The sequence below is a fragment of the Agrobacterium sp. CMT1 genome, assembly GCF_037203725.1.
GTDB lineage: Bacteria > Pseudomonadota > Alphaproteobacteria > Rhizobiales > Rhizobiaceae > Agrobacterium > Agrobacterium pusense.
Genome location: NZ_JBBCAR010000003.1, coordinates 291,147 through 313,181, shown reverse-complemented (window position 1 = coordinate 313,181; position 22,035 = coordinate 291,147). Strand labels below are relative to the sequence as shown.

Sequence of the window (22,035 nt, the reverse complement as noted above, 5' to 3'; positions counted from 1 at the left end):
GCGACCTGCCCCACCCGCCGCTCAATGACCGGAAAATTCCACCAGGGTCCGTACCTCGACACCGAGGTCCTCGAGTTTCTTGCGGCCGCCGAGATCAGGCAGATCGATAACGAAGCAGGCGGAGACGATCTCGGCGCCCATCTGGCGCAAAAGCTTGACAGCGCCCTCGGCAGTCCCGCCGGTCGCAATCAGGTCATCGACCAGAATGACCTTTTCACCCGGCTGCACCGCATCAACATGCATTTCCATTTCATCGACGCCGTATTCTAGGCTATAGGCAACCCTTACCGTGGCATGCGGGAGCTTTCCCTTCTTTCGGATCGGCACGAAACCGGCCGAAAGCTGATGCGCCACCGCGCCGCCCAGAATGAAGCCGCGCGCTTCCATGCCCGCGATCTTGTCGATCTTCGTTCCCGCATAAGGTTGTACGAGTTCGTCCACGGCGCGGCGGAATGCGCGGGGGTTGCCAAGCAACGTGGTGATGTCCCTGAAGATGATGCCCGGCTTCGGATAGTCGGGAATGGAACGGATGGCAGCGGAAAGCTCCGAAGCGATAACGGTCATGGTATTTCCAGTTAAAAATGGGAAATGGATGGTTCGGGCCACCCTATCAACTTGACGGCGGCGCACCAACTAAAAAGGACCCGCGCAACCTTCGGCCAACGCGATTGGTATGGCGCATCGCAAATCCGCATCTTGTGAACGACAACCAGGTCAATGCCAGACTTCTAATAAAAAGGCCCCCATGGGACCATGGGGGCCGATGACTGCCGGCACCGTAGTGCCGATCAATGTTCCTTGTTGGCGTAGACCGATTTCTTGGTGAGGTAGATCAGCGCGGTGAAGATGAACAGGAACACCATGACCATGAAGCCGGTGCGCTTGCGCTCTTCCAGATGCGGTTCTGCAGCCCACATCAGGAAGGCGGCCACATCCTTGGAATACTGATCCACGGTCTGCGGCGCACCATCGTCGTAAGTCACCTGATCGGCGCTGATCGGCGGCGCCATCTTCAACGCGACCGCGCTGACGAAATACGGATTGAAATGTGTGCCTTCGGCCACTTCAACACCAGCCGGCGGGTCCTGATATCCGGTCAGCAGCGCATGGATGTAATCCGGGCCGCCCTCCTGATAACCGCCGACGATCGGGATCATGTCGATGATGAATTGCGGGAAACCACGCTCCACGCCGCGCGCCTTGGCAAGCAGCGACATGTCTGGCGGTGCGGCGCCACCATTGGCGGCAGCAGCCGCCTCATGGTTAGGGAATGGCGACGGGAAATGATCTGACGGCACGGCCTTGCGATTATACATTTCGCCGTCGGCATTCGGACCGTCCTGCACTTCATATTCAGCGGCGAAAGCCTTTACCTGCTCTTCCGAATAGCCAAGATCCTCCAGCGTACGGAAAGAGACAAGGCTCATGGAATGGCAGGCCGAGCAGACTTCCTTGTAGACCTTGAGACCACGCTGAAGCTGGCCCTTGTCATATTTGCCGAAAGGACCGGCAAATGACCAGCTCTGCTCCTCGGGCTTGATCACCGGGAAGTGGCCCCCGGCAATCGCATGTTCCGTCTTGGTGGCGAGGTCATGGCTCTCCTCCGCCGCCGAGGCGACGGTGAAGGAACAGCCGATGGCGGCGAAAAGCGCGATGCTCGTTACAAGCTTCTTCATTGTCGTCATCCTTCCTTCGCGCTCAGATTTCGGCAGCCGCAGGCGCGGCACCCGACTTGGCGGCGTTCTTTTCGAGAACGGCCTCGGTAATGGAATTCGGAATACGCCGGGGCGTTTCGACCAGACCGAGGATCGGCATGATGACGAGGAAGAAACCGAAGTAATAAAGCGTGCCGATCTGCGACATGATGACGTAGGTGCCTTCCGCCGGGCGCGAACCCAGCCAGCCGAGCATGATGGCGTTCACCACGAACAGCCAGAAGAACATCTTGTACCAGGGACGATAGACGGCGGAGCGAACCTTCGACGTATCGAGCCAGGGCAGGAAGAACAGCACGACGATTGCGCCGAACATCACGAGAACGCCACCCAGCTTGGAGTCGATGACCCAGATGTTGAAGGTGATGGCGCGCAGCATGGCGTAGAACGGCAGGAAGTACCATTCCGGAACGATATGCGCCGGGGTCTTCAAGGGATCTGCCATGATGTAGTTATCAGGGTGGCCAAGGAAGTTCGGCATGTAGAAGACGAACCAGGCATAACCGATCAGGAACACGGAAACACCGAGCGCATCCTTCAGCGTCGCATAGGGCGTGAAGGGAACGGTGTCGGTCTTGCTCTTCACTTCGACGCCGGTAGGATTGGTCTGGCCGGTGACGTGCAGCGCCCAGATATGCAGGATAACGACGCCCGCAATCATGAAGGGCAGCAGATAGTGAAGCGCAAAGAAGCGGTTCAGCGTCGGCTGATCCACGGCAAAGCCGCCGAGCAGGAACTGCTGGATCCATTCGCCGATGGCAGGAAACGCCGTGAAGAAGCCGGTGATGACGGTCGCGCCCCAGAAGGACATCTGACCCCAGGGCAGAACATAGCCCATGAAGCCCGTCGCCATCATCAGCAGGAAGATGACGCAGCCAAGAATCCAGAGGATTTCACGCGGCGCCTTGTAGGAGCCGTAATAGAGGCCACGGGCGATGTGCAGGTAAACCGCGATAAAGAAGAACGACGCGCCGTTGGCATGCATGTAGCGCAGCAGCCAGCCGTGGTTGACGTCGCGCATGATCTTTTCGACGGAATTGAAGGCAACCGTCGTTTCGGCCGCATAATGCATGGCCAGCACGACGCCGGTGAGGATCTGCACGATCAGCATGACGGAGAGCATCGCGCCGAAAGTGTAGGCGTAGTTCAAATTACGCGGGACAGGATAGGCAACGAAGCTGTCATAGATCATGCGCGGCAAGGGAAGCCGCGAATCGATCCACCTCTCGATGCCGGTAGACGGCTGATAACTGGAATGACCACTCATGAATATCTGTCCCCTTATCCGATCTTGATCACGGTATCGGATGTGAATGCAAATGTCGGGATGGCGAGGTTCTGCGGCGCCGGACCCTTACGTATGCGGCCCGCCGTATCGTAGTGCGAGCCATGGCAGGGACAGAACCATCCGCCGAAATCACCGGCCTGGCCGAGCGGAACGCAGCCGAGATGGGTGCAGGAACCGACCATGACGATCCAGTTTTCCTTACCCTCGCCGGCAGAACGGTCGATATCGGTCGCCTGCGCGTCGGCGGCAATGTTGGCGTTGCGCGCCACCGGATCCTTGAGTTCGCCAAGAGCGACCGCCTTGGCTTCCTCGATTTCCTTTTCCGTGCGGTTGCGGATGAAAATCGGCTTGCCGCGCCACTTGACGGTAAGTGACATGCCCGGCTCGACCGCCGCGACATCCACCTCGATGGAGGCCAGCGCCAGCGTCGATGCATCGGGGCGCATCTGGTCAATGAAAGGCCATGCAACTGCGGCGGCACCGACGGCACCCGCCATTCCTGTCACTAGATAAAGAAAATCGCGACGGGTCGGTTCACCCGAAGCGTCGTGATTGGTTACGTGCTCGCTCACCGCTACACCATCCTCTGCGCTGTTTTTGCCGTAAATCGCATGAGTCCTCCCGCTATGATTTGATCCAGGACAATCTCCGTCCCACCGTCCTGGACACAACTGCGGCATCAAGAAACCGCGTCACTCTGTGTGATCGCAAAATATTGACCGACTTGGCAAGAGCAAAGCACACAAAGCTGCCGTAATTCTGCCCGAAGCGCCCGATTTGCTTCTCATTTTTTCGCCGCCTCTGGCAGTCGGGCAACATTGTGCACCCAAAGGCGCCATGTTAGGAGACTACGAGGGAGAGCTTGGAAAGCAGGGATTCGGATGACGGCGAAGCTCTCGTGCATGGTCTCCACGGCGGTTGCTGCCGTTCTCGTCATTGCCAGTCTGCGCTACATCACCGATTTCTGGCTTCTTGCCTTCGTCACCAGCTTCCAGCTTCATATCGCCATTATCTGCATCCTGTTGTCATGGCTGGTATTTTGGCTCATGCGCGACGCCTTTTCCGCCGTGCTCTTGGTCTGGTCGATTGCGCTCGCCGTCCATGCGGTGGCCATGCTTCTGGATTTTTCGACATCGGCCACGGCCGCACCGGATGCGCAGCCGTTCAGGCTGCTTTCCTTCAATGTGCTGATGGATAACGCCGCCAATGCGGAGGTGATTGCCGACGCGATTGTCGAATCACGCGCCGATGCGGTTTATCTCTTTGAAGCGGACGCCCTGCAATCGGCTCTGCCGCGTCTGCAACAGACATATCCGCACAGGCTGGGCTGCTTCGAGGGAACGCCGGGCTGTGACCTCGTGATCCTGTCGAAGCGGCCTTTGCTCGAAGGCCATTTTCATAGTCTTAGCGACCTGCGCCGCGACCGTTTCGCGATCGCCAAAATCGATCTCGACGGCAGGGAAGTCACGCTTGCCGCTGCACATCTTACCAAGCCCTATTTCGACGATTATCACCGCGACGAGCTGGACGAGGTCAGCGAAATTCTCTACCGCGTCACCGGGCCGCTCATTCTTGCAGGAGACTTCAATTCGGCAAGCATCGCTCCCGATATGCGGGATTTTCTGGCCGCCAACGATCTCAGGAAAGCGCCCTGGGAGCCCGCGACTTGGCCAACGGAAGCAGGACGTTTCGGCATAGCCATCGACCATATCTTCGCCCGTGAACCGGCAACGCTGATAAAAACCACGCGCCTGCCGGACAGTCTCGGCTCCAATCATTACGGCCTGATGGCCGACTTCATGATCGGCAAATAGCGCCGCGCTTTACGGGATCGCCTCGTCTGCCGCGAGAAACCCGCCCGATTGCCGCGCCCAGAGCTCCGAATAGAGTCCGCCCCGCGAGACCAGTTCCGAATGCGTGCCCTGCTCGACGATGCGCCCCTGATCCATCACGATCAACCGGTCGAGCGCCGCGATGGTCGAAAGGCGGTGGGCGATTGCCAGCACCGTCTTGCCCTGCATCAGCTCGTCCAGATTACTCTGGATCGCAGCCTCTACCTCGGAATCGAGCGCCGAGGTCGCCTCATCAAGCACGAGGATTGGTGCATCCTTCAGCATCACACGGGCAATGGCTATGCGCTGGCGCTGGCCGCCGGAGAGTTTCACCCCGCGTTCGCCCACATGGGCGTCGAAACCGGTGCGTCCGCGCTGATCCTCCAGCCGCTTGATGAAGTCGTCCGCCTTGGCCCGTCGCGTCGCCTCCTGCAATTGCGTTTCGCTGGCGTCGGTGCGGCCGAACAGGATGTTGTCCCTGATAGAGCGATGCAGCAGCGATGTGTCCTGCGTAACCATGCCGATATGGGCCCGCAGCGATTCCTGGGTTACCCCCGCAATATCCTGCCCGTCGATGAGAATGCGTCCTTTCTCGACATCGTAAAACCGCAGCAGCAGATTGACGAGGGTGGATTTTCCCGCGCCGGAGCGTCCGACGATGCCGACCTTTTCCCCTGCCCTGATGTCGAGATTGAGATGGTCGATGACGCCGTTCTTTCGGCCATAGTGGAAACTGACATTCTCGAAACGAATGCTCGGTTTTTTAACCTCCAGCATAACCGCGTCAGGCGCATCGACCAGACCGATCGGCTGAGAGATCAACTCGGCGGCGTTCTGCACCGTGCCGAAATTGCGCATGATGCCGTTGAACTGCGTCATCAGGCGCCCCAGCAGGAAATTGAGACGCAGCACCAGCGCCAGCGTGAAGGCCACCGCACCGGAACTGATCTTGCCGGAAAGCCACAGATCGATGCAGAGAGCCGCCATGGACGTGATCATAACGCCTGACAGCAGCGCCATCGATGCCCGCACGCCGGTAATGAACCGCGTGAACGTCATCGTCGCACGCTGAAAGATATCGAAGCCCTGCCGCATGTAGCGGTCATTGGCGTCGTCGCGCCCGAACAGCCGCAGGGTCTGGATATTGCTGTAGGCATCTACCATGCGGCCGGAAAGCATTGAGGCGGCTTCCGCCGTTTCTTTTGAATGATAGCGGATGCGCGGCACGAAATAGCGCGCCAGCAGCGAGAAGATCGCCACCCAGACAACGACGACGACCGCAAGCCGCCAGTCCAGCCCCCCGATCAGAAACAGCATCGAGACGGAATAGATGCCGACGAACCAGACGCTTTCCATCAACGAGGTCACAAGGTCGCCCGCCGCCTGCCCGCCGGACCAGACCTTGGTGACGATGCGGCCGGAAAAATCGTTCTGGAAAAAGGTCAGCGACTGCCGCGCCACATGCATGTAGGATTGCCAGCGCACCAGATTGTAGAAGCCGGGCGTGATGATCTGCTGATCCACCAGCGCCGTCAGCATCGTGACGATGAAGCGGATGACGCCGATCAGGACAAGCATGCCGACGAGTTCGCCGCCATGGGTGGAAAGCAACCCGGCCCAGCCTTCTTCCGGTTTTACCGTCGAGAGAATATCAACGAGCCGACCAACGAACCAGAAAAGCGCCGCCTCGATGGCCGCAGTCAGCCCACCCAGCACCAGCATCGCGAAGAACGGCGCTTTCGCCTGCGAAAAATAAAACCAGATGAAGGCGAACGTGCTTTCCGGCGGCCGCAAATCGTCCTTGCGGTCGAAGGGCTTTATCCAGTTCTCGAAATACTCGAAGATGCGGGTAATGAGCATGATCCGGATATAGGCGGATTCCCGGTGCGGGAACAGCCGCGGAGGCTACGGTGAGAGATTATATTTCGGTAACGTTCCGAGAATGAAAAAGGCGGGAATAAAAGACGGAGGGCGGGAACCCTGTTTCCCGCCCTCCGTCTTTCCTTACTCCGCAGCCGCTTCCGCCTCGTGATCGGCGATGAAGCCGCCGGACTGGCGCCGCCACAGATCGGCGTAAATGCCGCCCATTGCCACCAGTTCCGCGTGGCTGCCCGCTTCCACGATCCGGCCCTTGTCCAGAATGATCAGCCGGTCCATTTCGGTCAGCGTCGAGAGACGGTGGGCAATGGCGATCACCGTCTTGCCTTCCATAAGCGAGAACAGGTTCTCCTGAATTGCCGCCTCGACTTCTGAATCGAGCGCCGAGGTCGCCTCATCAAGTACCAGAATCGGCGCGTTCTTGAGGAAGACGCGCGCAATTGCGATACGCTGGCGCTGGCCGCCCGACAGTTTCACGCCGCGTTCACCTACCTGGGCATCGAGGCCCTGGCGACCATGCATGTCGACCAGCGTTTCGATGAAATCCCAGGCATTGGCCCGCTTTGCTGCCGCAATCACCTGCTCGTCGGTGGCTTCCGGATGACCATAGGCAATGTTGTCGCGGATCGAGCGGTGCAGCAGCGACGTATCCTGCGTCACGACACCGATCAATTCTCGCAGGCTGTCTTGCGACACCTTGGAGATGTCCTGACCGTCGATGGTGATCCTGCCGCCTTCCAGATCGTAAAAACGCAGCAGCAGGTTCATCAGCGTCGTCTTGCCCGCCCCCGAACGCCCGACCAGACCGACCTTTTCGCCCGGCTTGATATCAAGCGTCAGCCCGTCGATCACGCCCTTGTTCTTGCCATAGTGGAAGCGGACGTTGTCGTAGCGGATGCCGCCCTGCGGGGCCGCAAGTTCCGGAGCCTTCGGAACGTCGACGATGTCATGCGGCTTCGTCATCATCGACATGCCGTCATAGACCGTGCCGATATTTTCGAACAGTGAGGTGACTTCCCACATGATCCACTGCGACATGCCGTTGACGCGCATCGCAAGGCTGATGGCAATGGCGACGGAGCCAGCCGTCACCGAACCCTGCATCCAGAAATAGAGACCGAGCGCGGCCGTTGAAAACAGAACCACCGCATTGTTCAGGTCGATCAGGATGTTGAAGCCGGAAATCTTGCGCATCTGGCGGTGAACGGTTCCAAGAAACACGTTCATGCCCTCACGCGCGTATCTCTCCTCGCGGCCCGCATGGGAAAACAGCTTGATCGTCGAGATATTCGTATAGCTGTCGACGATCCGGCCCGTCATCATGGAGCGCGCATCGGCCTGCTCCTGCGCCAGCCGACCGAGCTTGGGCACGAAATAGGCGAGGATACCCATGTAGATACCCAGCCAGACCAAAAGGGGGATAACCAGTCGCCAATCGGCAGCCGCGACCATGAACAGCATCGAAACGACAAAGCTGATCGCGTAGACGAAGACGTCGATGACCTTCAGTGCCACTTCGCGGATCGCCAGCGCCGTCTGCATGACCTTGGTCGAAACCCGGCCGGCAAATTCATTGGCGAAAAACGTCATGGAATGGCGCAGCAGGAAACGGTGCATTTTCCAGCGCGCAATCATGCCGAAATTGCCGGCAAGCGTCTGGTGCATCGTCATGGTGTGGATCGCGCCCATCAGCGGCAGCAGAAACAGCACCAGCCCGGCCATGATGATCAGATGCCAGCCCTCATCGGCAAAAAACGTCTCGCGATTGGCCGTGGAAAGCCAGTCGACGATATTGCCGAGGAATTTGTAAAGCATCGCTTCCGCAACGGCGATGCCCATCGACATCAGGCCGAGCAGCAGCAGCCACGGCCAGGCGGGCTTCACATAATGCCACAGGAACGGCAGAAGCGTCTTCGGCGGCACGGAAGGCGTCGAAGACGGAAAGGGATCGAGACGTTTTTCAAACCAGCCAAACATAGGCCAAGCTCCGGCAATAAATCGTCCCGTCGTCAAAGGTAAGCGGACGCAATATGGCCCACGACGGAACGGAAAAGTCTTTGAACATGGCCGTGACAGCCACATGACGAATCGGAATATGGGAAACGCGGCCGAGCCGCAGAGTAACACCTAGGCCAGCAGCAGCACGACTGGGGCCGGGAGGCGAATACGAATGTCATTTGGCATAAGAACCTCCCTTGGCTGGTGTTGAAGATATGGCCTTGTAGCGCAAAAATTAAGCAATGACCAGCCGGAAAGACACCGACACGCTCGAAAACTCAAGATGTGTCGAGTAGCACAATAGGACGGATTTACCCGCAAAGGTTTCCGACCACCGCCTGCCGTGCTGCATCGCCTTATTCGGCTGCGTCCTGCGCCTGACCACTCTCATATTCCGTGATCAACTCGATCATTCCGGCCTGAGTATGGCGCTTGAGTTCCCGCCGGTCGCTGGGCTGCGGGGCAAAGGTAACGGTCAGACCCATATCCCTTATCGTGCCGATGGCGAAAGATGCGCCGGAGAGCATGCGTACGCCCTCATGCAGCCACAGAGGATCGGTCGCGAAATGCTGGCCGATACCGACCACGATGGGAATGCCCTGCCAGTGTGACATGCGGTCGTAATGGATGTGGCCTGCCAGAATACCAATGATGTCATGTTCGAACAGCAGCTCGTCCAGAATCTCGGTATCGTCAAAGGACAGGGATTCCCACTCCGCATCGGGACGGTCGAAATCAAGCGCCGGCGCATGGTGCATCACCAGCAGCTTCGGCAATTCGGGATGGTTTTCCAGCTCATCCTCAAGCCATTCGACCTGTCCGGGTTCGAAAGCACCCCCAACCTTGCCGGGAACGCTGGTGTCCATGACGATGATGTGAATGCCGGCAATCACCTCGGCATGGTCATAGGGCTCGTCCAGATCCTCGTGGCGATCGAGCATCACGGGATAAAATCCATCGCGGCGGTCGTGATTGCAGAGCGCGAAGAGCACAGGCATACCGAGTTCCGCTTCCTTTATCAGACGCTTGAGCTCCTCATAGCTGCCGGCATCGCCCCGATTGGTCAGATCGCCGCTGACGACGATGAATTCGGGCGGCGGCACCAGCGCCTTGATCTGCGCAAGCGTCGTGGAAAGCGTGGCCGAGGTCTCTGAATAAAGATCGTCATCCTGCACCTGCGGATTGCCCACATGCAGATCGGTCAGATGGACGAAATTCACCCGTTCGGACATGCTATACGCCTGTTCCTGCGTGCAGAAGATCCGGCTCAAGTAGGCCGACGTCAACCGTTCCCCGATGGTTCGGGCAAGCCTGATGATGTACTGGTGAATGGGTAGCCGCCCAGTGTGTCACGCGCATGAATATCCGGTCTGTAATGGCACCCGAGAGGGACTTTTCGCAAACTGCCTGTCGTCCCTTGCCTGCGCGTGATAATCGGACGAGCACAGCAACCGCAGTGAGATCTCCATGTCCGGCACCACGACCGAAATCAGAATCGCCCTTTACCAGCCCGACATTCCCGGCAATACCGGCACCATCCTGCGGCTGGCCGCCTGCCTTGGCCTTGGCGTCGACATCATCGAACCCGCAGGTTTCGACATCTCGGATCGCAATCTGAAACGGGCCGGCATGGACTACATTGCGGCGGCCGCCCTCACGCGCCATGTCAGCTGGGATCGCTTCGAGGAATGGCGGGCAACCACCGGCCGGCGGCTCGTCCTCGCCTCCACCAAGGCAGCCCTGCCCTATACTGATACCACCTATCGTGCCGACGATATCCTGCTCTTTGGCCGCGAAAGTGCGGGCGTGCCTGATCACGTGCATGAAAAGGCGGATGAGCGAATCATCATTCCGATGGTCGCCGGGCAGCGCTCGATCAACGTTGCGATGTCGGCTGCGATGGTCACCGGCGAGGCCTTGCGCCAGACCTCATGGTCCTGACCTGCCATCTTTACAGCTAATTTTTCAGGCAAATTTGAAAATTGGCCGTTTTTGCCGCGAAACTGTCGCAACCCGGCCTGTACCGGAGGCGTTCACGCTCCTATACTGATTAGCCGGACAATAAAAATCGCCCTCGCCGAGACGGTCCGCCGGCGGGTGTGTGGAGACGTCGCATGCAGTCCACCATTGTCATCGTCAATCTTCTCGGCGCGGTCGCGCTGCTGCTCTTCGGCCTCGCCCAGGTGAAGGATGGCGTGACCCGTGCCTTTGGCATGAAACTGAGGAGCGTACTCGCCACCGGCACCCAGAACGGGCCCCGATCCTTCTTTTCCGGCTTCTTCGCCACCGTCGCGCTGCAGAGCTCCACGGCAACCGCTCTCACCGTCGCCTCCTTCGCCGAACGTGACCTCATCAAGCCGCGCATGGCGCAGGTTGTGCTGCTTGGCGCCAATGTCGGCACCGCCGTGACCGCGTGGATCGTGGCGGCGGGCGTCGAATGGTTGTCACCGCTTCTGATCCTCGCGGGCATCGTGCTCAAGAAGGGAAGCTCCAACGCCAGGCAGGGCGGCGGAACGGCGCTGATCGGCATCGGCCTGATGCTTTTGTCACTGCATCTGCTGAGCGGCGCGACCGAGCCCATGCGCGCCTCGCCCGCGCTTGCCGTCTTTATCGGCCTGCTCGACGGGGCCTGGCCGGTTGCGCTGATTTTCTCCGCGGTGCTTGCCTTCGTCTCCTCCTCCAGCCTTGCCGTGGTGGTGTTGATCCTGTCGCTTGCGGCCACCGGAACGCTTTCCACCGGCCTCGTCATCGTCCTCATTCTCGGCGCCAATCTCGGCGGCGCCATTCCTCCGGTCATCGCCACGCTTTCCGGCCCCGCCTCGGCGCGGCGCATCACCATAGGCAATCTCGCGGTGCGCACCACTGGCTGCCTCATCGCCCTGCCGCTCGCCTCCTATGGCGCGGAGTTCCTGCAGCAATTGCCGCTTTCACCCGCGAAACTGCCGGTCGACGCCCATCTCATCTTCAACGTCATCCTGGCCGCGCTCGCATGGCCCTTCTCGGGCCTCATCTCGGATCTGATGACGAAGCTGGTTCCCGGTGATCCGAAAGCCGAAGACGGCCCGAATTTCCTCGATCAACAGGCGCTGGCAACGCCGGTGGTGGCACTGGCCAATGCAACGCGGGAGGTCCTGGTCGTCGGCGACAGCATCGAGCGAATGCTGATCCGCGCCGAAAACGCCTTCAAGCACAACGACCTGGCGCCGCTTGCCGAAATATCCCTGCTTGAAAAAAAGGTCGACCGCCGCCAGCAGGAAGTAAAGGTCTATCTGTCCCAGCTCGGCCGCAAGGGGCTTGACGATGAGGATGCCCGCCGTTCGATCGCAATCATCGATTATGCCATCAACCTCGAACATATCGGCGACATCATCGAAAAGGGCATTTGCGAACAGATCCGCAAGAAGGTGCTGAACAGCTTCAAATTTTCCGATGACGGTTATGAGGAGTTGAAGACCCTGTTCGACATGACCATCGAGAACCTGCGCGCCGCCCAGAGCATTCTGGTGACCGGCGATTTCGAACTTGCCCGCAGGCTGATGGAAAGCAAGGTGGATATTCGCCGCCTCGAAAAACAATCCTCCAACCGCCATCTGGAGCGGCTGCGCGATGGACTGACGGAAAGCATGCAGACAAGCTCGCTGCATCTCGACATGCTGCGCGACCTCAAGCGTATCAACGCCCATATCGTTTCGGTGGCGCACCCCATTCTGGATGAAAGCGGCGTGCTGATCGAAAGCCGTTTGCGATACGCCGAGCCGCGCGCCTAGAGGATTTCAGGAAGCGTCGTCCGGTTTTTCGGTACGGAAAGACGAAAGCACTCTAAAAATCAGTCTGCCGAGGGAAGCCGGCGCATGGTGAATTCGATGCGGTCACCTTCCAGCTGCCGCCAGCTTTCCACTTCAGTCCAGTAAGCGGCCTTGGGAAAGCTGTCGAACCATTCTCGGGCCTTGGCGCGGGCTTCTTCGCGTCCCAGACAGAACGTTTGCCGCACGAACATGCCCTCACGCTTTTGTTCGCCGCCGGCGCTGTCGCGCTCCCTGCGGTGATTGGCAATTCTGCGCTTCAGCCCGTCGAGGGGCGGCGGTCCGGTAAATTTCGTCATGATATTCACCTCTGGCACCTACGTCTTTAAAGATAGTGTCGACACGCTGACTTGGCGAGTCGAATTTGTGCGCGGCGCAAACACCTGCTAGAGGCGGCATGACAGACTACACCGCAGGAGAATGAGACATGGAACGGCCGATCTTGCCGAAGGGCTTGCCCGAGGACATTGAAGACAAGAAGGCCGTTGCCCAGGCATGGTTCCAGCATCTGCGCGACACCATCGTCGCCTCCTTCGAAACCCTGGAAAACGAACTGACCGGCCCCTTGTCCGATCAGGAACCGGGCCGTTTCGTCCAGAAAGACTGGCTGCGTGACAATGGTGAAGGCGGCGGCGGCAAGATGTCTATGATGGAAGGGCGCGTCTTCGAAAAGGTTGGCGTGCACACCTCCACCGTCTACGGCGAATTTTCGCCGGAATTCCGCAAGCAGATACCGGGCGCGGAAGAAGACCCGCGCTTCTGGGCGTCGGGACTGTCGCTCATCGCCCATCCGGTCAATCCCAATGTGCCGGCCGTGCATATGAATACCCGCATGGTGGTCACCACCAGCCACTGGTTCGGCGGCGGCGCGGACCTGACGCCGGTGCTTGGCCGCAGGCGGACGCAACAGGACGCCGATACCCAGCTGTTCCACCGCGCCTTCGAGATCACCTGCAACCGCCATCCCGTGGCGGACTATCCACGATACAAGACGTGGTGCGACGAGTATTTCTACCTGAAGCACCGCGACGAGCCGCGCGGCACCGGCGGCATCTTTTTCGACTGGCTGCATCCGCAAGAGCAAAATGGCGGCTGGGACGCCAATTTCGCCTTCGTGCAGGATGTCGGCCGGGCCTTCAATCTGGTCTATCCGAAAATCGTCCGCGCCAATTTCAACCAGAACTGGACGGAAGAGGACCGCGACGAGCAGCTTATTCGCCGTGGCCGCTACGTGGAATTCAACCTTCTCTACGATCGCGGCACCATCTTTGGACTGAAGACCGGCGGCAATGTCGAATCGATCCTGTCCTCCCTGCCGCCGGTAGTGCGCTGGCCCTGAAAACCTCACGCAAATTTGACGCTTATCAGCCATTTTGTCGCAAATAGCGTAAATTAGGACTTATGGAAAAATCAAGGCAGTGGTAGTCTCCTCCCGCAGACGTACTGGAGGAGCTATCGTCATGATTACTTCGAACAGCATGCCTATTTCTGCTTCCGCCGAGGGAGCATCGCAATCCATCGATACCACCGCATTGATTGACCGCCTGGCCGCCGAAATGCGCTCAACGGGTGATCGCGAACTGCCGCATTCCTTTTATGTCGAACAGGTGAAACGCACGCTCGCCGGAAAAGCCGTGAAGCGCGCGGATAACGACGAACGATCCAGCACAAAAATCCCGCCGGCCGGGACGTCCTCCGTTTTCCAGTGCTGGGCGATGCCCGAATAAGTCCGGTATCAGCGCTCAAGGACGCCGCTTTGGAACATAAGCGGCGGACTTTTGTTTCATAACGGAAGGGCAGCACGTCACTTCAATGCTGCCTTTTTCTGAAGCAGGGAGGCAAGACCATGAGACTTTTTGAATGTGGAACGCTCGTGCCGGGCTGCGCCTGGCATACACGCGCAGATGACGATGCTGAAGTCGTCCGCCGCACGGTGGAGCATATGCGCTCGGCCCACGGCGAAACCGTTATCCGCGAAAATATGATCGAGAACATCAAGGCCCGCATCCGCGACGAGGCGAATGCGGCTTAGACCGGAGTGTCAGCGCTCTGGCAATATCAGTTCTGAAGCATCTCTTTAAGCCGGGCGGTCAACGCTGCCCGGTCAAGCGAGAAATTGACGTCGATCCACTTTTCCTCAAGGCTTTTCAGCACCTCGCCGACCTGCGGACCGGCCGCGACGCCCGCTGCCATCACGTCTGCACCGCTTAAGGGAAATCCGGGCTTCTGGAATTTCTCCGCCCTCGCCAGCAGCGTCGAAAACCGCGCAACCTTTTGCATGGCTGTCTCGCCGGCCGAAATATCGGCACGAGCGGAGGCAAGCGCGAGTTTCAGCCGCGTCTTCACGCCTTCGACACCTTGACGATAAAGCAGCCGGTCGAGCGCCGTCTCCTTCAGTTCGGGATCTGCCGGCGGGGCCGAGGCCCAATGGGCAAGGTAGGCAGCTTCTGCCTTGGACAGCCTGAGCCGCGCGGCCAGAGAGGCCATCTTCTCCCTATCCGGCGGCACGATCGCGGCAAGCCGCAGCATTGGATCCACCGCCCAGCCAAGAGCCTGCTCCGTCGCGACCAGACCGTGAATGGCGTCGATACCCCATTTCTCGGTTTCGGGAAGAATTTCCGTCAGAACGCCCGATTGCCGCATCCAGAGCAGGGCGCGGGAAGGATCGCGGGCCGAAAGCAGCTTTTTCAACTCGCTCCACACCCGCTCGGCCGAAAGCGTCGCCAGCCTGTCCTTGGCCCGTGCGCTGGCTCGCAAGCCATCGGCATCCGGGCGGCCAGAGCCATAATGGGCAAAGAAGCGGAAAAAGCGGAGAATCCGCAGATAATCTTCCGAAATTCGCGTCGCCGCATCGCCGATGAAGCGCACGGTTCCGGTTTCGATATCGGGCAACCCGTTGATAAGGTCGATGATCTCGCCCTTTTCATCGGCATAAAGAGCATTGATGGTGAGATCGCGCCGCTCGGCATCGGTCTGCCAGTCGGTGCCGAAGGCCACCTGTGCGTGGCGGCCATTGGCCTCCACATCGCGGCGCAGCGTCGTCACCTCGAAACCTTCACCGTCGATGACCAGCGTTACCGTGCCATGCTCGATGCCTGTTGGCACCGCCTTGATGCCCGCAGCCTTGGCCCGCGCAACAACCACGTCGGGGGTCAGCGTCGTGGCCATGTCGATATCGACCACCGGCAGCCCCATCAGCGCGTTGCGCACCGCGCCGCCGACGATCCGCACCTCGCCGCCATCGGCATTCAAAAGCGCGAAAATGCGCTTCAGCGCCGGTTTTTCGAACCAGTCCTGGCCGGCAAGGCTGTTCATGAATAAAACCTTTCGTAAATCGTCCTGACGATGCCCGCCGTAATGCCCCAAATGTAGCGTTCACCATAGGGCATTTCATAGAAAAACCGCTCCTTCCCCTGAAAGATGCGGCTACCGCGCGCGTGGTTTTCAGGGTTCATCAGGAAGGACAGCGGCACCTCGAAAACTTCGTCCACTTCCGCCGGATTGAGCGTGAGGTCGAAGCCCGGCCGAACAACGGACAGCACCGGCTTTATCCGGAAACCCGTACCGGAGATATAATCCGGCAATCGCCCCACAGTTTCCACGAAGGACCGGGACAGACCGATTTCCTCCTCCGCTTCGCGCAATGCTGCCTCTTCCGGCGTGCGGTCCTCGGCGTCGATACCGCCGCCCGGGAAGGAAATCTGACCTGAATGTTTGCGTAAGGTGGAGGTGCGCTGGGTGAAGATCACCCGGGCATCATTGCCGTCATCGATAACCGGGACCAGCACGGCGGCGTCTTTCAGCTTGATGCCGTTCCCGGACAGCACCACGCCCGGATTGAGGACATGGTCGCCATTTTCGCGCTCGGCCACGCCCTCGCCCTCCTGCAGCACCCGGCGGCGGAAGTCGCTGGCAGTAAAAGCCTTGAGGCCTATTGTCGTGATCGTCATTGCGAAAGCCGTTCCAGTTCATTGGCGGGCATGACTGGAAAAACGACGCCGCCCGAGCGCACCGCGAACATGTCGACGCCGTTTACCTCGATCACTTCACCGAGGGCGACGAGGTCGTACATCACGGCTCGCGAGACAAGCGCTTCCAGACGGCCGCGGACCAGAAGATAGGGCTTCAACTCGCGGTTTTCGCCCGAAATTTCAAACCGCAGCGGATGCTCCCGCCCCGCCTCTACCACGTCGCCAACATTCGTCCGGAAAGTGAGCACAGGCTCCCCATCCTCCTCGCCCACCGTCACCTTCATTTCCACGGCGACGAAAGGCGCATCGACGACCCGGATCCCGACTTTTTCCACAGGAGTTACAAGATAGGTTTTGCCATCCTCATCCTTGCGCAGAACAGTCGAAAACAGCCGCACCAGCGGCGCCCTGCCAATGGGCGTGCCGAGGTAGAACCAGGTGCCGTCAGCGCGGATTTCCATGTCGAGATCGCCGCAAAAGGGTGGATTCCAGCGGTCCACCGGGGCCGGTCCGCGCCTGGCGTCACCGGTCTGTTCCGCGGCGCGGGAAATCAACGCCGCAAGGCCAGCCGCATCATCAGCCGAATTTATCGTCTCCGCTGCCATATTCGAGTCTCGCTTTGCCGATAAGGAAATACTAAGTCACGACATAGTCATTCGAATGGCGCTTGTCAGCGGCCAAGAGAGCAATAAGCTATATGCAGCGCAAAATCCGTTCCGGCTGGCGGCCAGCAAAACCGGAATGCAAATGTGACAGCGGCGAAGGTATGAGGAGAGCGACATGGGCGTGATGAATACCGGCGAAACCCTCGATGAAAAGGCGATCATCGCCTCGGCCGAAAAGGCGCTGTCCGACATTGCGGCGATCCGCGCGGAAGTCTCCAAGGTTATCTTCGGCCAGGAAAAGGTGGTGCAGAACACGCTTCTCGCCATCCTCTCCGGCGGCCATGCCCTTCTTGTCGGCGTTCCCGGCCTTGCCAAGACCAAGCTCGTCACCACACTCGGCACCGTGCTCGGCCTCGACGCCAACCGCATTCAGTTCACACCGGACCTGATGCCGTCAGATATTCTCGGTTCCGAAGTCATGGACCAGGACGAAAACGGCCGCCGCTCGTTCCGCTTCATCAAGGGACCGGTTTTTGCTCAGTTGCTGATGGCCGATGAAATCAACCGCGCCAGCCCGCGCACGCAGTCCGCGCTGCTGCAGGCCATGCAGGAATACCACATCACCATGGCCGGCCAGACATATGAGCTGCCGAAGCCGTTTCACGTTCTCGCAACGCAGAACCCGCTGGAACAGGAGGGCACCTATCCGCTGCCCGAAGCCCAGCTCGACCGCTTCCTGCTGCAGGTGGATGTCGGTTATCCCGAACTTGCCGCCGAACGCCAGATCCTGCTCGACACCACGGGCACCGCCTCGGGCGAAGCACGCGGCGTCATCGATGCGCCCCGCATGATGGAGATACAGGCGCTCATCCGCCAGATGCCGGTCAGCGACAAGGTGGTGGACGCCATTCTGTCGCTCGTCCGTTCCGCCCGCCCCGGCCACGGCAACAAGTTGACCGATAAGAACGTTGCCTGGGGTCCCGGTCCGCGCGCCGGCCAGTCGCTGATGCTGACGGCCCGTGCGCGTGCGCTTTACGAAGGCAGGCTCGCACCCTCGCTTGACGATGTCTATGCGCTGGCCGAACCGGTGCTGGAACACCGCATGGCGCTGACCTTTGCGGCCCGCGCCGAAGGCATGTCGGTGCGCGATGTCATCGCTGCCCTCGTGGAGCAGGCGAAGAACTGAAGCGACGTTCGCGAAAGGACTGCATGTGGCATCCATCGGCCAGATCGTAGACAAGACGCCGGGTAGCGAAGTTCTGGCGCGCGCGCGCCAGCGCGCCGCCCTGGTGCCGGACTGCATGGTCGAGGCAAAGCGCATCGCCAACACCGTCACCGCAGGCTGGCATGGCCGCCGCAAGCGCGGCATCGGCGAAAATTTCTGGCAGTTCCGCCCCTATGCCGATGGCGAAAGTCTCTCGCGTATCGACTGGCGGCGTTCGGCCCGCGACGATCATACCTATGTGCGTGACCGCGAATGGGAAGCGGCCCACACCATCTGGCTGTGGGCTGACATGTCGCCGTCGATGATGTTCAAATCTACCCTCGGTTCCGTTTCCAAGGAAAGCCGGGCCCTGGTGCTGATGCTGGCGCTGGCGGAAATCCTCGCGCGCTCCGGCGAGCGCATCGGCTGCCCCGGTATCATGGAACCGGTCTCGGCCCGGAATGCCGCCGAACGGCTCGCCACCGCGATCATGCATGCGCCGCCGACCGAAGGCATGCCGGAAACGGGCATGATCCGTGGCGCGAGCGACATCGTGCTGATCGGTGATTTTCTCGATGATGCACAGGCCGTGATGGAGCGCATTTCACCGCTCGCACGGCGGGGCTTGCGCGGCCATGTGGTGGAAATTGCCGACCCGGCCGAAGAAACCTTCCCCTATTCCGGCCGCACCGAATTCAGCGATCCGGAAACCGGCGAAAAACTGGTGTCCGGCCGCGCCGAGACCATTCGCGAAGACTATACCCGCGCCTATCTCGCAAGGCGCGAGGCACTCTCCTCGTCGCTTCGCCGGCTGGGCTGGAACTTCGTGTTCCACCGCACCGACCATCTCGCTTCCGAGGCATTGGTGGCCATGCACATGTATCTTTCCGGCGCGCCGGCACAGGGCGGTGGGCAAGGCGGTGGCCGCCGATGAGCGCATTGCCTTTCGTCTTCACCAGCCCCTACATCCTCTTCGGCTTGCTGGCGCTGCCTGCCATCTGGTGGCTGCTGCGGCTGACCCCGCCGCGCCCCAAGGCAGAGGTCTTCCCGCCACTGAAGATTCTGGCGACGGTGTTGAAACGCGAGGAAACGCCGTCGAAAAGCCCGTGGTGGCTCACCTTGCTGCGCATGGCGCTTGCCGCCGCCGTGATTCTTGCTCTCGCCGATCCCGTGGTAAATCCACGCAACAGCGGCATCGCCGGCAGCGGCCCGCTGGTGCTGGTGGTTGACAATAGCTGGGCGTCTGCGCCCGACTGGGAGCGGCGCGTGGCGACCGCGGAAGCCCTGATCGGGGATGCAGAGCGTGCCGAGCGCCCCGTCGCCATCGCTTTTACAGCTGATGCCGAACATGACGATGTACCCGGAACGACAGCGGTCGCCCTGGAAAAGCTGGCAGCGGCAAAACCGAAGCCGCTCGTGCCCGATCGTGTCCGTACGGCCGATGCCATCACCGAAGCGCTTAACGGCACGACCCCCGGCACCCTCGCCTATATCGCTGATGGCGTGCAGACGGCGCAGGACGAAAGCGCCCTGAAAACGCTGGCCAGTCTTTCACCAGCCGAATTCCGTATCGTCAGCGGCGACGGCAAGGCCATTGCCGCGATAACGGGCGCAACCAACAATGCCGACGCCATGAGCGTTTCGCTTTCAAGGCTCGATACTGCGGAAGCTGCCCGGTTGACGGTCAACGCGCAGGACAGCCAGGGCCGCATTCTCGCCAATGGCATCGCCACCTTCGCCCCCGGCCAGGCTGAAACAACGGCAACGGTGGAAGCACCCTTCGAATTGCGCAACGATTTCGCCCGTCTTTCCCTTGAAGGTGTTTCCACGGCGGGTGCAGTGCATCTTCTCGATGACGGCTTCCGCCGCCGCCGCGTGGCGCTGCTGGCAGGCGAAACCGGCAATGATTTCCAGCCGCTGCTGCAACCGCTTTATTACATCAGCCGCGCACTTCAGCCCTTCGTCGATCTCATTCCGCAGCGGCAGGCCGATCTGGCGCAGGCCATCCCGGAAATCCTGCAATCCAACCCCTCCGTCATTGTCATGGCCGATATCGGCCGCCTGCCGCAGGAAACCTATGAGCCGATGCAAAAATGGCTTGCGGGCGGCGGCACGTTGATCCGCTTCGCCGGGCCACGCCTTGCTGCAGCCCCCGCCGACGACCCGCTGGTGCCGGTGACGCTGAGACAGGGCGAACGCGCGCTCGGCGGCGCACTCTCCTGGGCTGAACCGCAACCGCTTGCCGATTTCCCTGCATTCGGCGCTTTCGCCGGCATGCCGAAAGCCGATGGCATTCTCGTCAAACGCCAGGTTCTGGCCGAGCCGACACCGGACCTCGCCGAACGCACCTGGGCAAGCCTTGCCGATGGCACACCGCTCGTCACCACCCGCAACGTCGAGGCAGGCCGCATCGTGCTGTTCCATGTCAGCGCCGAGGCCAGCTGGTCCGACCTGCCGATATCAGGCCACTTCGTCGATATGCTTCGCCGTATCGTGCAATTGTCCAAGGCGGGCGGCGCTTCGGCTTCCGCCAATGCCCCGGCCGCCGCTCTACCACCCTTCCGGCTGCTGACGGCGGAAGGCGCGCTGTCAGCCGAAATCGGCACCGCCCGGCCGCTGGAAATGCGCGCCGGCCAGCTTCCGCGCACCGGTTTCGACAATCCCCCCGGCCTTTACGGCACAGAGGATGGTTTCGTGGCTCTCAATCTCCTGCCCGCAGGTGCGACGCTGCGCCCGCTCGATACCTCGGCCGCCGGTGTCAGCACGTCAAGTGAAGCGCTGATTGGCGAGACGGCGAAATCGCTGCGTCCCGCCCTCTTCATCGCTGCCTTCCTGATGCTGATCGCCGACAGCCTGATCGTGCTTTTCATGAACGGTGCCTTTGCCCGCCTGCCGAAAGCCAGAAGCGCCACAGTGGCCACAATGCTGCTGGCGCTTGGTGCCTTTGCCGCGGTGTCGCCAACCGATGCCCGTGCCGACGATCCCAAACCCGGCGACGAGCAGATATTCGAGCGGCTCGACACCACTCATCTCGCTTATGTCCGCACCGGCGAAGACGATGTCGACCGCATTTCAGAACAGGGTTTGCAGGGTTTGAGCGAATTCCTGACCTGGCGCACGACGCTGGAGCCCGGGCAGCCTGTCGGCCTTGATATTTCCAAGGATGAATTGTCCTTCTACCCAATCATCTACTGGCCGGTTTCGGCCTCCGCGCCCATGCCGTCCAGCGCCGCCATCTCGCGCATCGACGCCTATATGCGCGCCGGTGGCACCGTGCTGTTCGATACGCGTGACCAGTTCTCCTCGCTCGATACCGGCGCGACCAGCGCCAATGGCGAGCGTTTGCAGGCGATCCTCGCCAATATCGATATTCCGCCGCTGGAGCCCGTGCCGGAGGATCACGTCCTGACGCGTTCCTTCTACCTGCTCACCAATTTCCCCGGCCGTTACAATGGCTCGCCGCTCTGGGTGGAATCGCGTCAGGGTGCCGCCAAGACCACCTCCGGCCTCTCCTCCTCCGGGGACGGCGTGACGCCGATCATGATAACCGGCAATGATTTCGCCGGCGCATGGGCCGTCGATGCGCAGGGCGCACCGGTTCTGCCCACCGTTCCGCCTGACGAGATGCAGCGCGAACATGCCTTCCGCTCCGGCGTCAACATCATGATGTATATGCTGACCGGCAACTACAAGGCCGATCAGGTCCACGTTCCGGCACTTCTCGAACGGTTGGGGCAGTGA

Annotated in this window: 20 protein-coding genes; 9 read left to right on the top strand and 11 right to left on the bottom strand. The window is 60.4% G+C overall.

Annotated features, from left to right (window positions below; all coding sequences use genetic code 11):
- Nucleotides 1–21: 21 nt before the first annotated feature.
- The 4 genes from WA845_RS06520 to petA all read right to left on the bottom strand — a co-directional run bounded on the left by WA845_RS06520 (nucleotide 22) and on the right by petA (nucleotide 3,575).
- The gene (locus WA845_RS06520; RefSeq protein ID WP_004442960.1) at nucleotides 22–564 is read right to left on the bottom strand and encodes an adenine phosphoribosyltransferase; all 543 of its coding nucleotides are present in this window, start codon (nucleotides 562–564) and stop codon (nucleotides 22–24) included.
- Between the two features lie 224 nt (nucleotides 565–788).
- Nucleotides 789–1,676: a cytochrome c1 gene (locus WA845_RS06515; protein ID WP_004442961.1), complete on the bottom strand. Its 888-nt coding sequence runs from the start codon at nucleotides 1,674–1,676 to the stop codon at nucleotides 789–791.
- A 22-nt stretch (nucleotides 1,677–1,698) separates the two neighbouring features.
- Nucleotides 1,699–2,982, bottom strand: a complete 1,284-nt coding sequence (locus WA845_RS06510) for a cytochrome b (protein WP_004442963.1) — start codon at nucleotides 2,980–2,982, stop codon at nucleotides 1,699–1,701.
- A gap of 14 nt (nucleotides 2,983–2,996) precedes the next feature.
- Nucleotides 2,997–3,575: a ubiquinol-cytochrome c reductase iron-sulfur subunit gene (gene petA, locus WA845_RS06505; protein ID WP_004442965.1), complete on the bottom strand. Its 579-nt coding sequence runs from the start codon at nucleotides 3,573–3,575 to the stop codon at nucleotides 2,997–2,999.
- Between the two features lie 309 nt (nucleotides 3,576–3,884).
- Here petA and WA845_RS06500 point away from each other — a divergent pair, with 309 nt between their 5' ends.
- Complete coding sequence (locus tag WA845_RS06500; protein ID WP_112554082.1) at nucleotides 3,885–4,817, top strand: endonuclease/exonuclease/phosphatase family protein; 933 nt, start codon at nucleotides 3,885–3,887, stop codon at nucleotides 4,815–4,817.
- A 9-nt stretch (nucleotides 4,818–4,826) separates the two neighbouring features.
- On the opposite strand, the gene WA845_RS06495 is transcribed toward WA845_RS06500, so the two are convergent.
- The 3 genes from WA845_RS06495 to WA845_RS06485 all read right to left on the bottom strand — a co-directional run bounded on the left by WA845_RS06495 (nucleotide 4,827) and on the right by WA845_RS06485 (nucleotide 9,943).
- Complete coding sequence (locus WA845_RS06495) at nucleotides 4,827–6,695, bottom strand: ABC transporter ATP-binding protein (protein ID WP_112554084.1); 1,869 nt, start codon at nucleotides 6,693–6,695, stop codon at nucleotides 4,827–4,829.
- Nucleotides 6,696–6,839: 144 nt separating this feature from the next.
- Complete coding sequence (locus WA845_RS06490; protein WP_045532037.1) at nucleotides 6,840–8,690, bottom strand: ABC transporter ATP-binding protein; 1,851 nt, start codon at nucleotides 8,688–8,690, stop codon at nucleotides 6,840–6,842.
- A 377-nt stretch (nucleotides 8,691–9,067) separates the two neighbouring features.
- A complete protein-coding gene (locus tag WA845_RS06485) occupies nucleotides 9,068–9,943 on the bottom strand; it encodes a metallophosphoesterase (RefSeq protein ID WP_112554086.1) in 876 nt (291 codons plus the stop codon).
- A 235-nt stretch (nucleotides 9,944–10,178) separates the two neighbouring features.
- Between WA845_RS06485 and WA845_RS06480 the strand changes: the two genes are divergently transcribed.
- Nucleotides 10,179–10,652: a tRNA (cytidine(34)-2'-O)-methyltransferase gene (locus WA845_RS06480; protein ID WP_112554088.1), complete on the top strand. Its 474-nt coding sequence runs from the start codon at nucleotides 10,179–10,181 to the stop codon at nucleotides 10,650–10,652.
- Between the two features lie 173 nt (nucleotides 10,653–10,825).
- Entirely contained in the window at nucleotides 10,826–12,478 is a 1,653-nt protein-coding gene (locus WA845_RS06475; RefSeq protein WP_022556698.1) for a Na/Pi cotransporter family protein, read from the top strand.
- A 59-nt stretch (nucleotides 12,479–12,537) separates the two neighbouring features.
- Here WA845_RS06475 and WA845_RS06470 read toward each other — a convergent pair whose 3' ends face one another.
- A complete protein-coding gene (locus tag WA845_RS06470; RefSeq protein WP_004442978.1) occupies nucleotides 12,538–12,813 on the bottom strand; it encodes a hypothetical protein in 276 nt (91 codons plus the stop codon).
- A gap of 128 nt (nucleotides 12,814–12,941) precedes the next feature.
- Between WA845_RS06470 and hemF the strand changes: the two genes are divergently transcribed.
- The 3 genes from hemF (at nucleotide 12,942) to WA845_RS06455 (ending at nucleotide 14,546) form a co-directional block, all read left to right on the top strand.
- Nucleotides 12,942–13,853, top strand: coding sequence for an oxygen-dependent coproporphyrinogen oxidase (hemF, locus tag WA845_RS06465; protein ID WP_004442979.1), 912 nt, complete (start codon nucleotides 12,942–12,944; stop codon nucleotides 13,851–13,853).
- A 121-nt stretch (nucleotides 13,854–13,974) separates the two neighbouring features.
- The gene (locus WA845_RS06460; protein ID WP_112554090.1) at nucleotides 13,975–14,241 is read left to right on the top strand and encodes a hypothetical protein; all 267 of its coding nucleotides are present in this window, start codon (nucleotides 13,975–13,977) and stop codon (nucleotides 14,239–14,241) included.
- Nucleotides 14,242–14,360: 119 nt separating this feature from the next.
- Nucleotides 14,361–14,546 (top strand): DUF1059 domain-containing protein, encoded by a 186-nt coding sequence (locus WA845_RS06455; RefSeq protein ID WP_004442982.1) that lies wholly within the window; start codon nucleotides 14,361–14,363, stop codon nucleotides 14,544–14,546.
- Between the two features lie 26 nt (nucleotides 14,547–14,572).
- Here WA845_RS06455 and WA845_RS06450 read toward each other — a convergent pair whose 3' ends face one another.
- The 3 genes from WA845_RS06450 to WA845_RS06440 are packed head-to-tail and all read right to left on the bottom strand — an operon-like array spanning nucleotide 14,573 to nucleotide 17,090.
- On the bottom strand, nucleotides 14,573–15,829 hold the full coding sequence (locus WA845_RS06450; protein WP_337322235.1) for a CCA tRNA nucleotidyltransferase: 1,257 nt from the start codon (nucleotides 15,827–15,829) through the stop codon (nucleotides 14,573–14,575).
- Nucleotides 15,826–16,464 carry a CoA pyrophosphatase gene (locus WA845_RS06445; RefSeq protein WP_045532048.1) on the bottom strand — a complete coding sequence of 213 codons (639 nt, stop codon included), beginning with the start codon at nucleotides 16,462–16,464 and terminating at the stop codon, nucleotides 15,826–15,828. Before WA845_RS06445 ends, WA845_RS06450 begins: the two co-directional genes overlap by 4 nt.
- On the bottom strand, nucleotides 16,461–17,090 hold the full coding sequence (locus tag WA845_RS06440; protein ID WP_004442985.1) for a DUF1285 domain-containing protein: 630 nt from the start codon (nucleotides 17,088–17,090) through the stop codon (nucleotides 16,461–16,463). Before WA845_RS06440 ends, WA845_RS06445 begins: the two co-directional genes overlap by 4 nt.
- A 175-nt stretch (nucleotides 17,091–17,265) precedes the next feature.
- Here WA845_RS06440 and WA845_RS06435 point away from each other — a divergent pair, with 175 nt between their 5' ends.
- Genes WA845_RS06435 through WA845_RS06425 form a run of 3 tightly spaced genes read left to right on the top strand, consistent with a single transcriptional unit; the run spans nucleotide 17,266 to nucleotide 22,035 of the window.
- Complete coding sequence (locus tag WA845_RS06435) at nucleotides 17,266–18,276, top strand: AAA family ATPase (RefSeq protein ID WP_004442986.1); 1,011 nt, start codon at nucleotides 17,266–17,268, stop codon at nucleotides 18,274–18,276.
- Between the two features lie 25 nt (nucleotides 18,277–18,301).
- The gene (locus tag WA845_RS06430; protein WP_112554094.1) at nucleotides 18,302–19,228 is read left to right on the top strand and encodes a DUF58 domain-containing protein; all 927 of its coding nucleotides are present in this window, start codon (nucleotides 18,302–18,304) and stop codon (nucleotides 19,226–19,228) included.
- Entirely contained in the window at nucleotides 19,225–22,035 is a 2,811-nt protein-coding gene (locus WA845_RS06425; protein ID WP_337322234.1) for a DUF4159 domain-containing protein, read from the top strand. Before WA845_RS06430 ends, WA845_RS06425 begins: the two co-directional genes overlap by 4 nt.

Coding starts and splice junctions, on each gene's coding strand:
- WA845_RS06460 (WP_112554090.1), top strand. CDS start 13,975: ATGATTACTTCGAACAGCATGCCTATTTCTGCTTCCGCCGAGGGAGCA.
- WA845_RS06435 (WP_004442986.1), top strand. CDS start 17,266: ATGGGCGTGATGAATACCGGCGAAACCCTCGATGAAAAGGCGATCATC.
- WA845_RS06500 (WP_112554082.1), top strand. CDS start 3,885: ATGACGGCGAAGCTCTCGTGCATGGTCTCCACGGCGGTTGCTGCCGTT.
- WA845_RS06495 (WP_112554084.1), bottom strand. CDS start 6,695: ATGCTCATTACCCGCATCTTCGAGTATTTCGAGAACTGGATAAAGCCC.
- WA845_RS06425 (WP_337322234.1), top strand. CDS start 19,225: ATGAGCGCATTGCCTTTCGTCTTCACCAGCCCCTACATCCTCTTCGGC.
- WA845_RS06475 (WP_022556698.1), top strand. CDS start 10,826: ATGCAGTCCACCATTGTCATCGTCAATCTTCTCGGCGCGGTCGCGCTG.
- WA845_RS06440 (WP_004442985.1), bottom strand. CDS start 17,090: ATGGCAGCGGAGACGATAAATTCGGCTGATGATGCGGCTGGCCTTGCG.
- WA845_RS06450 (WP_337322235.1), bottom strand. CDS start 15,829: ATGAACAGCCTTGCCGGCCAGGACTGGTTCGAAAAACCGGCGCTGAAG.
- WA845_RS06445 (WP_045532048.1), bottom strand. CDS start 16,464: ATGACGATCACGACAATAGGCCTCAAGGCTTTTACTGCCAGCGACTTC.
- WA845_RS06490 (WP_045532037.1), bottom strand. CDS start 8,690: ATGTTTGGCTGGTTTGAAAAACGTCTCGATCCCTTTCCGTCTTCGACG.
- WA845_RS06470 (WP_004442978.1), bottom strand. CDS start 12,813: ATGACGAAATTTACCGGACCGCCGCCCCTCGACGGGCTGAAGCGCAGA.
- hemF (WP_004442979.1), top strand. CDS start 12,942: ATGGAACGGCCGATCTTGCCGAAGGGCTTGCCCGAGGACATTGAAGAC.
- WA845_RS06510 (WP_004442963.1), bottom strand. CDS start 2,982: ATGAGTGGTCATTCCAGTTATCAGCCGTCTACCGGCATCGAGAGGTGG.
- WA845_RS06455 (WP_004442982.1), top strand. CDS start 14,361: ATGAGACTTTTTGAATGTGGAACGCTCGTGCCGGGCTGCGCCTGGCAT.
- WA845_RS06485 (WP_112554086.1), bottom strand. CDS start 9,943: ATGTCCGAACGGGTGAATTTCGTCCATCTGACCGATCTGCATGTGGGC.
- WA845_RS06480 (WP_112554088.1), top strand. CDS start 10,179: ATGTCCGGCACCACGACCGAAATCAGAATCGCCCTTTACCAGCCCGAC.
- WA845_RS06515 (WP_004442961.1), bottom strand. CDS start 1,676: ATGAAGAAGCTTGTAACGAGCATCGCGCTTTTCGCCGCCATCGGCTGT.
- WA845_RS06520 (WP_004442960.1), bottom strand. CDS start 564: ATGACCGTTATCGCTTCGGAGCTTTCCGCTGCCATCCGTTCCATTCCC.